Source organism: Amycolatopsis orientalis DSM 43388 (genome assembly GCF_000411975.1).
Classification (GTDB): Bacteria; Actinomycetota; Actinomycetes; order Mycobacteriales; family Pseudonocardiaceae; genus Amycolatopsis; species Amycolatopsis orientalis_D.
This window is the reverse complement of record NZ_ASXG01000166.1, coordinates 155904-170571: the sequence shown is the minus strand read 5'-3', so window position 1 is coordinate 170571 and position 14668 is coordinate 155904. Positions and strand designations below refer to the sequence as shown.

Annotated in this window: 17 protein-coding genes and 1 pseudogene; 11 read left to right on the top strand and 7 right to left on the bottom strand. The window is 70.2% G+C overall.

What is annotated here, in order from left to right:
* The first annotated feature begins 11 nt into the window (after window positions 1-11).
* On the top strand, window positions 12-914 hold the full coding sequence (locus L942_RS34710; protein WP_037368365.1) for an acetaldehyde dehydrogenase (acetylating): 903 nt from the start codon (window positions 12-14) through the stop codon (window positions 912-914).
* Window positions 911-1936: a 4-hydroxy-2-oxovalerate aldolase gene (dmpG, locus tag L942_RS34705; protein WP_037368363.1), complete on the top strand. Its 1026-nt coding sequence runs from the start codon at window positions 911-913 to the stop codon at window positions 1934-1936. Before L942_RS34710 ends, dmpG begins: the two co-directional genes overlap by 4 nt.
* Here the strand turns inward: dmpG and L942_RS34700 are convergent.
* Window positions 1930-2535 carry a TetR/AcrR family transcriptional regulator gene (locus tag L942_RS34700; protein ID WP_037368361.1) on the bottom strand — a complete coding sequence of 202 codons (606 nt, stop codon included), beginning with the start codon at window positions 2533-2535 and terminating at the stop codon, window positions 1930-1932. The two genes, dmpG and L942_RS34700, sit on opposite strands and share 7 nt — an antisense overlap.
* A gap of 91 nt (window positions 2536-2626) precedes the next feature.
* Between L942_RS34700 and L942_RS34695 the strand changes: the two genes are divergently transcribed.
* The 4 genes and pseudogenes from L942_RS34695 to L942_RS34680 form a co-directional block, all read left to right on the top strand.
* A complete protein-coding gene (locus L942_RS34695; RefSeq protein WP_037368360.1) occupies window positions 2627-3556 on the top strand; it encodes an oxygenase MpaB family protein in 930 nt (309 codons plus the stop codon).
* Window positions 3557-3613: 57 nt separating this feature from the next.
* Window positions 3614-4639, top strand: a complete 1026-nt coding sequence (locus tag L942_RS34690; RefSeq protein ID WP_037368358.1) for an LLM class F420-dependent oxidoreductase — start codon at window positions 3614-3616, stop codon at window positions 4637-4639.
* Between the two features lie 174 nt (window positions 4640-4813).
* A complete protein-coding gene (locus L942_RS34685; RefSeq protein ID WP_037368356.1) occupies window positions 4814-6121 on the top strand; it encodes an MFS transporter in 1308 nt (435 codons plus the stop codon).
* Window positions 6122-6205: 84 nt separating this feature from the next.
* Window positions 6206-7166 (top strand): annotated as a pseudogene (locus tag L942_RS34680) (aspartate aminotransferase family protein); the annotation flags it as partial.
* A gap of 48 nt (window positions 7167-7214) precedes the next feature.
* Here L942_RS34680 and L942_RS34675 read toward each other — a convergent pair.
* Both L942_RS34675 and L942_RS34670 read right to left on the bottom strand, forming a co-directional pair.
* A complete protein-coding gene (locus L942_RS34675; protein ID WP_037368354.1) occupies window positions 7215-7967 on the bottom strand; it encodes a dienelactone hydrolase family protein in 753 nt (250 codons plus the stop codon).
* A gap of 127 nt (window positions 7968-8094) precedes the next feature.
* Window positions 8095-9801: an MFS transporter gene (locus L942_RS34670; RefSeq protein WP_200863022.1), complete on the bottom strand. Its 1707-nt coding sequence runs from the start codon at window positions 9799-9801 to the stop codon at window positions 8095-8097.
* Between the two features lie 125 nt (window positions 9802-9926).
* On the opposite strand from L942_RS34670, the gene L942_RS45720 reads away from it, so the two are divergent.
* The gene (locus tag L942_RS45720; RefSeq protein ID WP_051166455.1) at window positions 9927-10187 is read left to right on the top strand and encodes a hypothetical protein; all 261 of its coding nucleotides are present in this window, start codon (window positions 9927-9929) and stop codon (window positions 10185-10187) included.
* Window positions 10188-10792: 605 nt separating this feature from the next.
* Here the strand turns inward: L942_RS45720 and L942_RS34660 are convergent.
* The 4 genes from L942_RS34660 to mrf are packed head-to-tail and all read right to left on the bottom strand — an operon-like array spanning window position 10793 to window position 13552.
* The gene (locus L942_RS34660; RefSeq protein ID WP_037368353.1) at window positions 10793-11887 is read right to left on the bottom strand and encodes a GTP-binding protein; all 1095 of its coding nucleotides are present in this window, start codon (window positions 11885-11887) and stop codon (window positions 10793-10795) included.
* Complete coding sequence (gene rpmF / locus L942_RS34655) at window positions 11884-12042, bottom strand: 50S ribosomal protein L32 (protein WP_037368350.1); 159 nt, start codon at window positions 12040-12042, stop codon at window positions 11884-11886. The genes L942_RS34660 and rpmF overlap by 4 nt, the downstream gene beginning before the upstream one ends.
* A complete protein-coding gene (locus L942_RS34650; RefSeq protein WP_037368348.1) occupies window positions 12042-12305 on the bottom strand; it encodes a type B 50S ribosomal protein L31 in 264 nt (87 codons plus the stop codon). The genes rpmF and L942_RS34650 overlap by 1 nt, the downstream gene beginning before the upstream one ends.
* Window positions 12302-13552, bottom strand: coding sequence for a ribosome hibernation factor-recruiting GTPase MRF (mrf, locus tag L942_RS34645; protein WP_037368347.1), 1251 nt, complete (start codon window positions 13550-13552; stop codon window positions 12302-12304). Before mrf ends, L942_RS34650 begins: the two co-directional genes overlap by 4 nt.
* A gap of 78 nt (window positions 13553-13630) precedes the next feature.
* On the opposite strand from mrf, the gene rpmB reads away from it, so the two are divergent.
* From rpmB to rpsR, 4 genes are read left to right on the top strand one after another with little or no spacing between them, the layout of a single operon-like run.
* Entirely contained in the window at window positions 13631-13867 is a 237-nt protein-coding gene (gene rpmB, locus L942_RS34640) for a 50S ribosomal protein L28 (RefSeq protein ID WP_009078885.1), read from the top strand.
* Entirely contained in the window at window positions 13868-14035 is a 168-nt protein-coding gene (rpmG, locus tag L942_RS34635) for a 50S ribosomal protein L33 (protein WP_037368345.1), read from the top strand.
* A complete protein-coding gene (gene rpsN, locus L942_RS34630) occupies window positions 14035-14340 on the top strand; it encodes a 30S ribosomal protein S14 (protein WP_037368343.1) in 306 nt (101 codons plus the stop codon). Before rpmG ends, rpsN begins: the two co-directional genes overlap by 1 nt.
* Window positions 14337-14582 carry a 30S ribosomal protein S18 gene (rpsR, locus tag L942_RS34625; protein ID WP_037368342.1) on the top strand — a complete coding sequence of 82 codons (246 nt, stop codon included), beginning with the start codon at window positions 14337-14339 and terminating at the stop codon, window positions 14580-14582. The genes rpsN and rpsR overlap by 4 nt, the downstream gene beginning before the upstream one ends.
* Window positions 14583-14668 lie beyond the last annotated feature (86 nt).

The window sequence follows — 14668 nt, the reverse complement described above, 5'->3', positions numbered from 1 at the left end:
ACCGTGGCGGCATGGCGGAACGCAAGGTGACGGCCGCGATCGTCGGCCCGGGCAACATCGGTACGGATTTGCTGGCGAAGCTCCAGCGCAGCGAGCACGTGGAAGTGCGCTACATGGTGGGCGTCGACCCGGCGTCGGACGGGCTGGCGCGCGCCGCGAAGCTCGGCCTCGAGACGTCAGCGGAAGGCGTCGACTGGCTGCTTTCGCGCGCGGAACTGCCGCAGCTGGTGTTCGAATCGACGTCGGCGAAGGCGCACCAGGCCAACGCCCCGCGGTACGCCGAGGCCGGCATCCGCGCGATCGACCTGACGCCCGCCGCGGTCGGCCCGTTCACCTGCCCGGCGGTGAACCCGCCGGACCAGCTGACCGACCGCAACGTCAACATGATCACCTGCGGCGGCCAGGCGACCATCCCGATCGTGCACGCGGTTTCGCGCGTGACGCCGGTGTCGTACGCGGAGATCGTCGCGTCGGTGTCGTCGCGGTCGGCCGGTCCCGGCACGCGCGCGAACATCGACGAGTTCACCGAGACCACCGCGCACGCGATCGAGAAGGTCGGCGGCGCGGACAAGGGCCGCGCGATCATCATCATCAACCCGATGGACCCGCCGATGATCATGCGCGACACGGTGTTCTGCGCGGTCGACCCGGACGCCGACTTCGACGCGATCAGCGAATCCGTGCACCGCATGGTGAAAGACGTCCAGCAGTACGTGCCGGGCTACACGCTCAAGGCCGACCCGCAGTTCGACCCGCCGCGGCCGGACTGGAGCGGCAAGGCCCGGGTGGGCGTCTTCCTGGAAGTCGCGGGCAACGGCGACTACCTGCCCAAGTACGCGGGCAACCTCGACATCATGACCGCCGCCGCCGCGCGCGTCGGCGACCTCTTCGCCGCTCAGGAGGTGGCCGCGTGAACAACACCGACGTCCGGCTGGTCGACACCACCCTGCGCGACGGCAGTCACGCCATGGCGCACCAGTTCACCGAAAAGCAGGTGCGCGACACCGTCCGCGCGCTCGACGACGCGGGCGTCTCGCTGATCGAGGTGACCCACGGCGACGGCCTCGGCGGCTCCACCTTCAACTACGGCTTTTCCTTGGTGGACGAGCGAAAGCTGATCGCCGCCGCGGTCGACGAGGCGAAGCAGGCGAAGATCGCCGTGCTTCTCCTGCCCGGCCTCGGCACGGTCACCGACCTCCGCGCGGCGGCCGATCTCGGCGCGGGCGCGGTGCGGATCGCGACGCACTGCACCGAAGCTGACGTGTCCATCCAGCACTTCGGCGCGGCGCGCGACCTCGGCCTGGAAACTGTCGGATTCCTGATGCTGTCGCACATGTCGACGCCGGAGGACTTGGCGAAGCAGGCCCGGATCATGGTCGACGCGGGCTGCCAGTGCGTGTACGTCGTGGACTCCGCGGGCGCGCTGATCCTCGAGGACGCGTCGGAGCGCGTCGCCGCGCTCGTCGCGGAACTCGGCGACGAAGCCCAGGTCGGTTACCACGGGCACCAGAACCTGAGCTTCGGCGTCGCCAACTCGGTGCTCGCGTACCGCGCCGGGGCCCGGCAGATCGACGGCTCGCTCGCCGCGCTCGGGGCCGGCGCGGGCAACTCGCCGACCGAGGTCCTCGCCGCCACGTTCGACCGGCTCGGCATCAAAACCGGCGTGGACAAAGACGTCCTGATGGAAGCCGCGGAGAACGTGGTGAAGAAGTACCTGACCCGGCTGCCGGTGATGGACCGGTCGTCGATCGTCCAGGGCTACGCCGGGGTGTACTCGAGCTTCCTGCTGCACGCCGAACGCGCCGCCGAGCGGTACGGCGTCCCGGCGCACGAAATCCTGTACCAGGTAGGCAAGGAACGCTACGTCGGCGGCCAGGAGGACATGATCATCGACATCGCGCTTCGGCTGCGCGACGAGCGGGCAGCCGCTCAGTGAGCCTCCGAGTCGAAAGCGTCCGCGCCGAGCACCAGCTGCACGCAGTGCTCGACGAGACGCTCGCGGCTCACCCTCAGCGTGCCGTCGAGGTAAGCGATGAACACGTTGCTGAGCGCGCCGACGAGACCGATCGCCACGAGCTGGCGGCCGGTCTCGTCGCCGCGCGACAGCTGTTCGCCGACGAGCGTGGTGAACGCCGGGAGGAGGTGCAGGCCGCGCTGGGTCAGCGCCGGATCGGTCAGCGGCGCGAGCAGCAGCACCCGGCCCTTGCGCGGGTCGTCGAGCATCAGCTCCACGAACGCGGTGACGGCGCGTTCGGCGCGGCGGCTCGGCTCGGCCTCGCCGGACACCGCGTCGGCCAGTGCTTGCCGGGCCTGGTTCCCGACGTCCTCGTAGACCGCGGCGACCAGGCTTTCCCGGTCGGCGAAGCTTTCGTAGAAGTACCGCTCGGTCAGCTTCGCGGACCGGCACACCGCGCGCACGCTCACCGCCGCGCTGCCCTGCGTGCCGAGCAGTTCGAGCCCGGCGGCGAGCAGCTGCGCGCGGCGCTGGGCCTTGCGGTCGTCCAGCGTCGTGCCCGCCCACGTGCGGCCCGGCATACCCGCTCCCGTCCCGAGTTGACCACAGATGTTGTCACATCCTAACCTGACAACAGCTGTAGTCACTTCGCCGACCCGCCGAGGAGCCGCGATGAGCAGGGAAGCCCCCGAACCTCTCGGACCGGACTCGCTGACCTGGAAGTACTTCGGCGACTGGCGCGGGCTGCTGATCGCGCTGTGGGCCGGGTCGATGCAGAACATGCACCCGGGTCTCGGCGCGGGCGTCGAGCAGCATTCGAAGTTCTTCGAAGAACGGTGGCAGCGGCTGTTCCGCTCGCTGTACCCGATCGGCGGGGTGGTCTACGACGGCCCGCTCGCGCACCGCACCGCGCTGGAGGTGCGCGGCTACCACGACCGGATCAAGGGCGTCGACGCGAAAGGCCGCCGCTACCACGCGCTCGACCCGGACACGTATTACTGGGCGCATTCGACGTTCTTCGTCAGCACCATCCTGATCGCCGACAATTTCATGGGCGGCATCGGCGAAGAGGAAAAGCGCGTCCTGTTCGACGAGCACGTGCGCTGGTGGCGGATGTACGACATGACGATGCGGCCGGTGCCGGAGTCGTGGGAGGACTTCCAGCGGTACTGGAAGCACATGTGCGCCGAGGTGCTGGAGGACAACCAGGCCACTCGCGACGTCCTCGACCTGCGCGGGATCGCGAAACCGCCGTTCCTCCCGTGGCTGCCCGATCCGCTGTGGAAACCGGTCGCGAAGATGATCGCGAAACAGTTCGTGTGGCTGACCGTCGGGATGTACGACCCGGAGGTGCGGGAGCTGCTCGGCTTCCGCTGGACCGAGCGGGACGCCCGCCGGCACCGCCGCGTCGGCAAGCTGATCAACGCGGTGTTTTCGCTGGTTCCGCACGATCGCCGCTACCATCCGCGGGCACGGGCGGGCTGGCGGCGCGAACGCGGCGAGCTGGCCCCGGGGACGCCGCCGGTCGAAACCCCGCGCCGCAATCTTCCCCCGCTCGCCGAGCGCGGGAAACCGGAGCACTACTCGCCGGACGTGCCGTGAGCGCCGCGGGAAGCTGATTCCCGCGCCGCGCACGGGCTTCGAGATCAGGAGGGCTGGATGAAGCTGGGCTTTCACCTCGGGTACTGGGGGAGCGGGCCGATCCCGGGCGCGCAGGAGACCGTGCTCGAAGCCGAGCGGCTCGGGTTCGACTCGGTGTGGTCGGCCGAGGCGTACGGGTCGGACGCGTTCACGCCGCTGGCCTGGGTCGGCGCGGCGACCAGCCGGATCAAGCTCGGCACCAACATCGTGCAGATGTCCGCGCGCACCCCGACCGCGACCGCGATGAGCGCGCTGACCATGGACCACCTGTCCGGCGGCCGGTTCGTGCTCGGGCTCGGCGCGTCCGGGCCGCAGGTGGTGGAGGGCTGGTACGGCCAGCCGTACCCGAAGCCGCTGGCGCGCACGCGCGAGTACGTCGAGATCGTGCGCAAGGTGCTGGCCCGCGAGGAACCGGTGACCATCGACGGGCAGTTCTTCCAGCTGCCGCTCAAGGGCGGGACCGGGCTGGGCAAACCGCTCAAGCCGACGGTGCACCCGCTGCGCGCCGACCTGCCGATCTATCTGGCCGCCGAAGGCCCGAAGAACGTCGCGCTGGCCGCGGAGATCTGCGACGGCTGGCTGCCGCTGTTCTTCTCGCCCAAGTCGGACGGGTTCTACCGGGCCGCGCTGGAGGAGGGGTTCGCCCGACCGGGCGCGCGGCGGAGCCTTTCCGATTTCGAGGTGGCCGCGTCGGTGCCGGTGATCGTGCACGACGACGTCGAGGAAGCGGCGAGCTTCATCAAGCCGGCGCTCTCGCTGTACATCGGCGGGATGGGCGCGAAGAGCGTGAACTTCCACCACGACGTCTTCGCCCGGCTCGGCTATGCGGATGTCGCGGACAAGGTGCAGGAGCTGTACCTGGCCGGACGCAAGGAAGAAGCGGTCAAGGCGATCCCGACGTCGCTGGTCGAGGACACCTCGCTGATCGGCCCGGCGGAGAAGATCCGCGAGGAACTGTCGGCGTGGGAAGAGACGGTGGTGACGACGCTGCTGCTGCGCGGGGACGCGGGGTCGCTGGCGAAGGCCGCGAAAGCGCTGTCCTGAAGGAGAGTCGTGAGCGGCGATGCCGGTTAGAACCGGCGTTGCCGCGCACGAGGGCGTAGTCGGCCCGGTACGGCCGGTGCATCACGACGGTGGCACGATTCCTCCCGACCACTACCGGGGACCGGCGAAGATCCATTAGGCATGCGTTCGTCGTTCCGCCTTCGAGGAGGACCTTTGGCGTCGCTGTCCCGCCGCACGAGATTCCGCTACTCGCTCGGCTCCTTCGTCACCGGCGGGTTCGGCACCGTGCCGGGGCTGCTCCTGCTGCCGTACCTCACCGACACCATGGCGGTGCCCGCCGCGGCGGCCGGGATCATCGTCTTCGTGCCCAAGGCGTGGGACGTGCTCTTCAACCCGGTCGCCGGCCGGCTGTCCGACGCCGATCTCGCGCGCACCGGCAGCAGGCGGCGGTTCCTGCTGCGCGGCGGGATCGGCGTCGCGGTCCTCTTCTTCGCGCTGTTCGCGCATCCCGGCTTCGGCACGCCGTTCTGGGACGCGACCTACGTCGTGGTGATGTTCTTCCTGTGCGCCACCGCGTACGCGTTCTTCCAGGTGCCGTTCAACGCGCTGCCGGCCGAGCTGACCGATTCCGCCGAGGAACGCACGAAACTCACCAGCGTCCGGATCGGCGTGCTGGCGGTCGCGGTGCTGGTGTCCGGCGGCGGCGCCCCGGCGATCACCGACCTGCTGCCCGGGGTGGCGGGCTACCGGGTGATGGGCTTGGTGATGGCGGTGATCATCCTGGCCGCGACGCTCGGGGTCTACTTCGGGCTGAAGGGCGCGCCGGTCGGCTCGCTGCGGCCGAACACGGTGCGGCTCAAGGAATTGACGCGCACCATCGCGCAGTGGCGGTCGTTCCGGTGGCTGCTGGGCGTCTACTTCATCCAGGCGCTCGGCATCGGCACCGTGCTGGCCGCGATCCCGTACTTCGCCCAGCACGTCCTCGGCGACCCGAGCTACCGCACTTACCTCTTCGTCGGCTTCGTCGGGCCCGCGCTGGTCACCATGCCGCTGTGGCCGCGGCTGGGCGCGCGCTGGGGCAAGCTCGCCGGCTTCCGGGTCGCCACCACGTCGTTCTTCGTCGGCCTGGTGGCGATGTACTTCGCCGACCAGCTGCCGTTCGCCGCGACGCTGGTGTTCGTCGCGCTCGCCGGCGTCGGCTACGCGGGCATTTCGGTGTTCCCGCTGGCGATCCTGCCGGACCTGATCAGCGCCGAGGAGGAGCGGACCGGCGAAACCCGGGCGGGCGTCACGGCCGGGGTGTGGACCGCGTCCGAGACGCTCGGGCTCGCGCTCGGGCCGGGCCTGTTCGGACTGGTGCTGCAGGCCGGGAGCTACGTGTCGAGCACCGGCGGGACCGCCGTCCCGCAGCCGTCCTCGGCGATCACCGCGATCGTCATCGGCGCGTCGGTGCTGCCCGCGGTGCTGATCGCGCTCGGCATCCCGCTGCTGCGCCGTTCGGTGCTGGAGAAGCAGCCGTGACTGTGTTTGATGGCACCGACTTCGTCGGCGCGATCCCGGGTTGGGTCCGGTTAGCACCGCGATCCCGCGTAGGGGCCCGATCGCACGGTGACCTCCGGCGGCACCGAATCGTGCCTGCTGGCGGTCCTCGCCGCGCGCGACTCCCGACCGGAGATTGCTTCGCCGTCGATCGTGCTGCCGGAAACCGCGCACGCCGCGTTCCACAAGGCAGCGCACCTGCTCGGCGTGCGAAAGGTCGTGGTGCCGGTCGATCCGGGCACCTTCCGCCGTTCGACTTCCGCGTTCCGGGAGTCACCAGCATTTCGGTCGACCTGCACAAATACGCCTACTGCGCCAAGGGCGTCTCGGTGCTGCTGCACGCTTCGGCGGAACTCCGGCGGACGCGCCTCTTCGCGAGCGCGGCCTGGCCCGGATACCCGATGCTCAACCCGACGCTGCAGAGTACCCGCTCCGGCGGTCCGCTCGCCGCCGCGTGGGCCGTCGTCCACCACCTCGGCGAGGACGGTTATCTGCAGCTGGCGTCGCGGGCGAGGGACGCGGTGGCCCGGATTCGCGCGGGGGTGGCTTCGATTCCGGGCTTGCGCGTGCTGGGCGATCCGGTGTCGACGCTGGTCGCGTTCACCGGCTCGGACGGTTTCGATCTCTTCACTGTCGCCGACGAGATGAAGGCGCGCGGCTGGTACGTCCAGCCGCGGTTCGCGCACGGGACTTCTCCGCTGAACCTGCACCTCACCGTCACCGCCGCGAACCACGGCAGCGAACCGGAATTCCTGGCCGATCCGGCGGCCTCTGTCGCGGCGGCGCGGGAGGAAGGCCCGGTGCGGGTCGATCCGGACGTCGCCGCGTTCGCGGCCGCGCTCGACCCGGAAACCCTGACCTCCGGACAGTTCGGCGGTTTGCTCGCCGCGGCGGGCCTGACCGGCGGCGACGGGCTCCCGGCGCGGATGGCGCCGATCAACGCGTTGCTGGCGGCGCGCCGGAACCCCTGCGAGAACGGCTGCTGGTCGAGTTCCTCGGCGCGCTGTACACGCCGTCGCCGGAGTAGCGCAACCGAACGGCCGGTGGGGCTCGGCCGTTCGGTCGGTCTGCGGGATCAGCTGAACAAGTGTGTGCGGGAACCTCCGAGGGCGCGACCCAGGAGCGGCAGCAGCCGTTCCCAATGACGGCGCAGACCGGCGGGATTGAACGCGTCAGTGTCCGCCATGGTGAAACCGTGGAGCGTGCCGGGATAGATCTCGGAGGTGCAGCTGACTCCTGCCGCAGCGAGAGCCTGGTTGAGGTCGTCGAGAGTATCCGGGGTCAGGTCGGATGCGGCATGGCCGAAGTGCGCCTCGGCAGTGATCCGCGAGAGACACCCGGGTCCCGCCGCACCCACCGGCGCGTGGAATCCGGCGACCGCCGCCACCCGGTCCGGATGTGCCGCGGCGGTGCGGACCGCGTGGAGGCCGCCGATGCAGTAACCGGTCACCCCGACCGGTCCGGTCTCGACTTCCGGTTGGGCGGCGAGGAATCCGAGGTAGGCGTCGGCGTCTCGCCGGACCAGCTCGGGAGTGTGCGCTTCGATCATCGGCAGCACCTGCGCGAAGACCCCGGGACGCTCGTCTTCGCCGATGAACTCGGGAAGTTCCAGCACCGGCGCGGGGCCGTGCCGGAAGAAGAAGTTGGGCACGAGGACGTAATAGCCGTGCGAGGCCAGCTCTCGGGCCAGGTCGCGCACCACGGGCCGGAGGCCGAAGCCGTCGGAGTACATCAGCACGCCGGGGTGCTGCTCGCCGTCGTCCGGGAACGCGGCGAACGCGTCGGCCAGTCCGTCGGCGGTGGGGATCTGCAGAGTCTTGTCGGGCATCGATTCTCCTGTCGTCGTGGAAATGCCTGGGATCACGACGAAGGAGGCGGGGCCCGCGCGGCGCTCAGAAGAGCACCGGGTAGCCGATCCGTGAGTGGCGCGAAGCCGTCCCGGTAGTCATCGCCGCCTACCCTATCCCACCGGGCTGGTCCTGATGGAAGTACCGTTTCCCGCGGGACGCCGACGCCAGCGCCGCGACCAAGGCCATCACCGCGGCCGCGACGAACACGGTGACCAGTCCGCGGTGGAACGGCCCGGAGATCAGGTTCGGGAAGAACTCCTTGCCGGTCAGCGCGGCGGAATCGGCGGGGGAGAGCCGGCCGAGCACACCGGGACCGACCAGATGCGCCACCGGGTTGCTGCCCAGGAACGCGGCGAAGAGGGTGCTCACCGGCGGGAGCTGGGCGATGTTCGCGGCGACGTCGGCCGGGACGCCGTGTGCCTGCAGCCCGCCGGTCAGCGTCGCGGGCAGGGAACCGGCCAGTCCGGCGATCATCAGCGAGAAGAACACGCCGATGGACAGCGACGTCCCGGAATTCTGGAACGTCGAGCGCATGCCGGACGCGACGCCGCGCTGGTGGTCCGGCACGCTGCTCATGATCGCCGAGGTGTTGGGCGCGGAGAACATGCCCTGTCCGATCCCGCTCAGCAGGAGCAGCAGCGCGAACGCCGGGTAGCTGAAGTCCACCGGCAGCGCGAGCAGGCCGAGGAACGACCCGGCGACCAGCAGCAGCCCGCCGGTGGAGAACAGCCGCGCGCCGAACCGGTCGGAGAGGAAGCCGGACACCGGCCCGGCGATCAGGAATCCGGCGGTCAGCGGAAGAAGGTAGATCCCGGCCCACAGCGGGGTTTGCTCGTAGTCGTATCCGTGCAGCGGAAGCCAGATCCCCTGCAGCCAGATGATCAGCATGAACTGCATCCCGCCGCGCGCGATCGCGGTGAGCAGGGCGGCGAGGTTCCCGGCGGTGAACGCGCGGATGCGGAACAGCGACAGCTGGAACATCGGGGCCGCCACTCTGGTTTCGATCACGCAGAACCCGGCCAGCAGCGCGATTCCGGCGCCGAGCCCGCCGAGCACCCACGGATTGCCCCAGCCGGTCGCCGCGCCGCCGTGGGGCTGGATGCCGTAGGTGATCGAGGCGAGGATGACCGCGGTGCCGAGCGCGAAGGTGACGTTGCCGCCCCAGTCGATTCGCGACCGTTGCGGCTTGCTGATCTCGCGCAGGCTGCGAATCGACCAGACCGTGCCGAAAACGCCGAACGGCACGCTCACCCAGAACACCGCGCGCCAGTCGAGTTCGGCCAGCAGCCCGCCCGCGACCAGGCCGAGGAACTGCCCGGCCAGCGCGGTGATCTGGTTGACGCCCAACGCCATTCCGCGCTGCTCGCGCGGGAACGCGTCGGTGAGGATCGCCGCTGAGTTCGCGGTGAGCATCGCGCCGCCGACGGCCTGCACCACCCGCCAGCCGATCAGCCACAGCGCGCCGCCGCCGGCGCGGAACGGGTCGAACGACAGCGCCACCGAGGCGACGCTGAACACCACGAATCCGACGTTGTACATCCGGACGCGGCCGAACATGTCGCCCAGCCGGCCGAGCGTCACCACCAGGACCGCGGACACCAGCAGGTAGCCGAGGATCATCCACAGCAGGTAGCCGATGTTGGCCGGGGCCAGCGGGTCGAGCCCGATGCCGCGGAAGATCGCCGGCAGCGAGATGATCACGATCGACCCGTCCAGCGCCGACATCAGCACGCCGAGCGTCGTGTTGGAGAGCGCGACCCATTTGTAGCGCCCGCCGCGGCGCGTCTGGGAGTCGATCGTCCGGTTCGCCACAATCAACAGCCTAGACTGTTCAACCTAGCCTGTTCAACTCGTGCGAAACGGGCGAATCATCCTGGTAGCGGCGGACTCCTGGTTGCCCCCGGGCCGACGATGGGAGCGGGGCGAAGGAGGAGCCGGTGAAGGCTGTCGTGCTGAGGGAGTTCGGGCGCCCGCTGGCGGTCGAGGAGGTCGCGGAACCGGAGCCCGGCACGGGGGAAACGGTCGTGGATGTCGTCGCGGCGCCGGTACCGCACTACACCGCCGAGATGGTCAGCGGCACCCGGAGGTACTCGCTCGGCCTGCCCGGACGCGACGAAACTCAGCCCGGGCGACTTCGTCCGCTGCGACCCGACGGTCCGCTCCCGCGACGACGCTGGACATCGTCCTGCAGGGCTTGACCGCCCGCGGCGACGGGGTTTGGCGCTGCAGCGGCATTTCCGGGACGGCGGGTTCGCCGAGCAGATCATGGTCCCGACCGAGAAAGCGGCTCCGCTGGGCGAAATCGACGAGGCCGACGCGGGCCGGTGGGCTGCGCTCGGCAGGTGCCTGGTGCCCTGCGGCGGCCTGCTCGACGGTGGCTTGCAGCCCTGGGGAGACGGTGCTGGTCAGCGGTGCGACCGGCGCCTACGGCGGCGCGGCGGTCGCGGTGGCGATCGCGATGGGCGAGGTGATCGCGCCGGGCCGGAACCGGACGGCGCTGGCCGATCTGGAGCGGCGCTTCGGCCGTCGAGTCCGACCGGTCGCGTTGTCCGGCAACGAAGACGAGGACCGAGCGGCCATGCTGTCCGTCGCGGGACCAGTGGACCTGACGGTGCGCGGCCGGTGGATGTACCCGCGCGACGCGGTGCCGAAGCTGATCGCCGTGGCGCGGTGCGGACTGCTGGACTTGTCGCAGTTCGAGGTGGACGAGTTCGCGTTGTCCGAGGCGGGCGCGGCGGTGGAGCACGCAGCGGAGGCGGGCGGTTCCGGCTCACGGTGTTGCGGCCGTGAGCCGGAACTGTCCTCAATGGACATGGACCGGTTCCCATTCGGGGAACGGGTCGTCGGTCGCGACCGTGTCGGAAAGGCAGGTTTCGAGCGCGGCGCGCAGTGCGGCGGGTTCGAGGCCCACGCCGATGAACACCAGTTCCTGCCGGGGTTCGTCGACGACTCCCTGCGGTTCGAACCGCGCGACAGTGCCCGCCTGCGACCACAAGCCCAGCGTCCCCGGGCGGGTGCTGAGGCTGAAGAACCCCTTCGACCGCAGCACCGTGCCGAACTCGCCGGAGTCGAGCCGCGTGGTCACGAACTCCCACAACCGCACCGGGTCGAACGCGCGCGCGGAGCGGAACACGACGCTGGAAATGCCGTACTCCTCGGTCTCCGGCACGTGGTCGCCGTTCAGCTCCGCGACCCAGCCCGGCGCTTGCTGCGCGCGTTCGGCGTCGTAGCGCCCGGTGCCGAAGACCCGCTCCAGCGGCACCCGGCCGAACTCGCCGGACACGACGTCGGCGGCCGGATTGAGCCGGCGCAGCGAGGCGGCCAACCGGTCCTGTTCGGACGGCGAAACCAGATCGACCTTGTTCAGCAGCAGCACGTCGGCGAACTCGACCTGGTCCATCAGCAGGTCGCTGACCGTCCGCTCGTCGCCCTCGTACTGGTCCAGCCCGCGCTCGGCGAGGCTGTCCCCGCGGGCCAGTTCCCGGGCGAAATTCGCCGCGTCCACCACGGTCACCATCGTGTCGAGCCGCGCCGACGACAGCACCGGGGAGCCGTCGCCGGCCGGGAAGGAGAACGTCGCGGCCACCGGCATCGGTTCGGAGATCCCGCTGGACTCGATGAGCAGATGGTCGAACCGCCCGTCCTCGCACAGCCGGGCGACCTCGTCGAGCAGATCCTCGCGCAGGGTGCAGCAGATGCACCCGTTCGTCATCTCGACCAGCCGCTCCTCGGTCCGCGACACGCTGTCCCGCACGAGCGCGGCGTCGATGTTGACCTCGCTCATGTCGTTCACGATCACCGCGACGCGCAGGCCTTCGCGATTGGCCAGGATCCGGTTGAGCAGCGTGGTTTTCCCGGCCCCGAGGAATCCGGAAAGGACGGTGACCGGGACGCTCACCGCTCGAGCCGCTGGAAGTGCTTGATCAGCTTGCGCGGCACCAGTTTCCGCTCGCCGTCCACGACGATCGGCACCAGGTCCGGCGCCGCGGCCTTCCACTGCGAGCGCCGGGCACGGGTGTTGCTGCGCGACATTTTCCGCTTCGGGACGGCCATCAGCGGGCGCCTCCGCTCTTGCGCTGCCCGTACCGGCGGTGGAACTTCTCGACCTGGCCTGCCGAGTCGAGGATCCGCTGGGTGCCGGTCCAGAACGGATGCGACCACGCGCTGATGTCGACCACCACGAGCGGGTAGGTGTTCCCGTCCGACCATTCGATCGTCCGGTCGGACGTGGCGGTGGAGCGGGTCAGGAACGCGTCGCCGGTCGACGAGTCCTTGAAGACCACCGGGTGGTAGTCGGGGTGGATGCCGGGCTTCATCGGGTTTCGTCCTTCTGGTTGGCGGCGCTTGCGTGCCGGTCGGTTTCTTCGGTTTCTTCGCAGGGGTCTTCGTGCCAGTTCCCGAACGGGTCGGGGTACTCGCGCCAGGCCGCTTCCCCTTCGGCCAGCTCGGCGTCGGTGAGCAGGGCGGCTTGCAGCGCGGCCTCGATCTCCGCCGGAGCCGCCTGGTCGGTGACGAGCACCAGCTCCTGCGCGCGGTCGCCGTGCACCGGGTCCCAGCGCAGCGAGGCGAGCGTGCGGCGTTCGGGGGAGACGTCGGCCCAGTCCGGCCCGTTCGGCGACGCCAGCCACGGGCCGGCGTGCCCGATGCCGAGCCCGCCGCCGGCCGATTCGATCCAGAACGCGACGTCCGGCTGACTCGCCACCCAGGCCCGGCCGCGGGTGCGGACCACGCCGTCGAGCAGCAGGTCGATCGCCTCGTGCAGCCGCTCGGGATGGAACGGCCGCTGCGCGGTGAACCGCAGCAGTTCGATGCCGCAGTCCGGGTGCAGCGGCGGCGCGCCGCGCAGCAACGCGCCGTGCAGGTCGGTGACCTCGCCGCGGCGGGCGTCGGCCGGGACCGCGGCGAACAGCCCGGCGGCGTCGGTGCGGGCCAGTTCGACGCGTGGGACGGACGGCGCGACCCGGTCCAGCACCGCGGCGGACTTGGCCGCGCACCAGGCGTCCGGCGCGGCTCCGGCCAGCACGAGCACGTCCGCGGATTCCACTTGGGACAGTGCGACCTGGGCGACCGTCCGCTCGTCCTCGGGGCTGCCGTGCAGTCCGCGCTCGGCGAGCAGGTCGTCGCCGGTGACGTCGGCGAGCCACGTCTCGCAGTCCAGCACGGTGAACACCGCTTCGAGTTCGACGTCTTCGCTCACCGGGCGGTCGCCGACCAGGACGTTGCGGATCGCCCAGCTGACCGGTTCGGGCTCCATCGCCTCGTCCAGCCGCACCACGATGCGGTCGACCTGCGGCATCTGAGCCAGCCGGCGCAGCAGCGGCAGCAGGTCCTCGCGCAGCGTGCAGTTGACGCACCCGTGCGCGAGCTCGAGCGGCGTCAGCTCGTCGCGGCCGCGCAGCAGGATCCGGCGGCGGACGACGCCGGAGCCGATGTCGCGCAGATCGTGGTGGACGACGGCGGTGCCGGGGCTCGCTCGGAGCAGGAGCGCGGCGAGGGCATCGGCTTGCGTGGTGCGGGCGATCCCGCTGCACAGCACGAGCGGGACACGCGGACGTTGGGGCACTGGATCTCCAGACGACGGGACGGGGTACGGTGACGAGCGTAGTTGAACATGAATGTCACTATCAACTTGGGAGGGTCCGTGTCAGCCGTGTGCCAGGTCACCGGCCGCAAGCCGGGCTACGGCAAGCAGGTCTCGCATTCGCATCGCCGCACGTCGCGCCGGTGGGAGCCGAACCTGCAGACGCGCCGCTACTACGTGCCGAGCCTCGGCCGCACCGTGCGGCTCAAGGTGTCGGCGAAGGGCATGAAAACGATCGACAAACGCGGCATCGACGCCGTCGTCGCCGACCTCGTCGCGAAGGGAGCGAAGTTCTAGATGGCGAAAAGCACCGACCTGCGGCCGATCATCAAACTGCGGTCGACCGCGGGCACCGGCTACACGTATGTCACCAAGAAAAACCGCCGCAACGACCCGGACCGGATGGTGTTGCGCAAATACGACCCGGTCGCGCGCAAGCACGTCGAATTCAAGGAAGAACGCTGATGGCGAAAAAGTCGAAAATCGCGAAGAACGAGCAGCGGAAGGTGATCGCCGCGCGGTATGCGGAACGCCGGCGCGCGCTCAAGGCGCTGATCGCGTCCCCGTCCTCCTCGCCGGCGGAAAAGGCCGACGCGGTGGTGGCGCTGCAGCGGATGCCGCGCGACGCGAGCCGCACGCGCATCCGCAACCGCGACGCCGCCGACGGCCGCCCGCGCGGATACCTGCGCAAATTCGGCGTGTCCCGGGTGCGCATGCGGCAGATGGCGCACAACGGGGAACTGCCCGGCGTTTCGAAGTCGAGCTGGTGAGCGCGATGCCTAAACCCGATCGCGCGCCGCGCCGCCGCCCGAACCCCTTCCACACGGCCGGAATCACCGCGGTGGACTGGAAAGACGTCGATCTGCTGCGGAAATTCATCTCCGACCGCGGCAAGATCCGGGCCCGCCGGGTCACCGGGTTGACGCCGCAGCAACAGAAACAGGTGGCGACGGCGATCAAGAACGCGAGGGAAATGGCGCTGCTGCCGTACCCGACGGCGGCGCGGAGCTGAAAAACCGGATGCGGGCAGCGGGCCGGGCGCGAGACCATGACGGCACGAAACGGGCGTCGCACGAGGATGTCCCGACACCGGAGAGG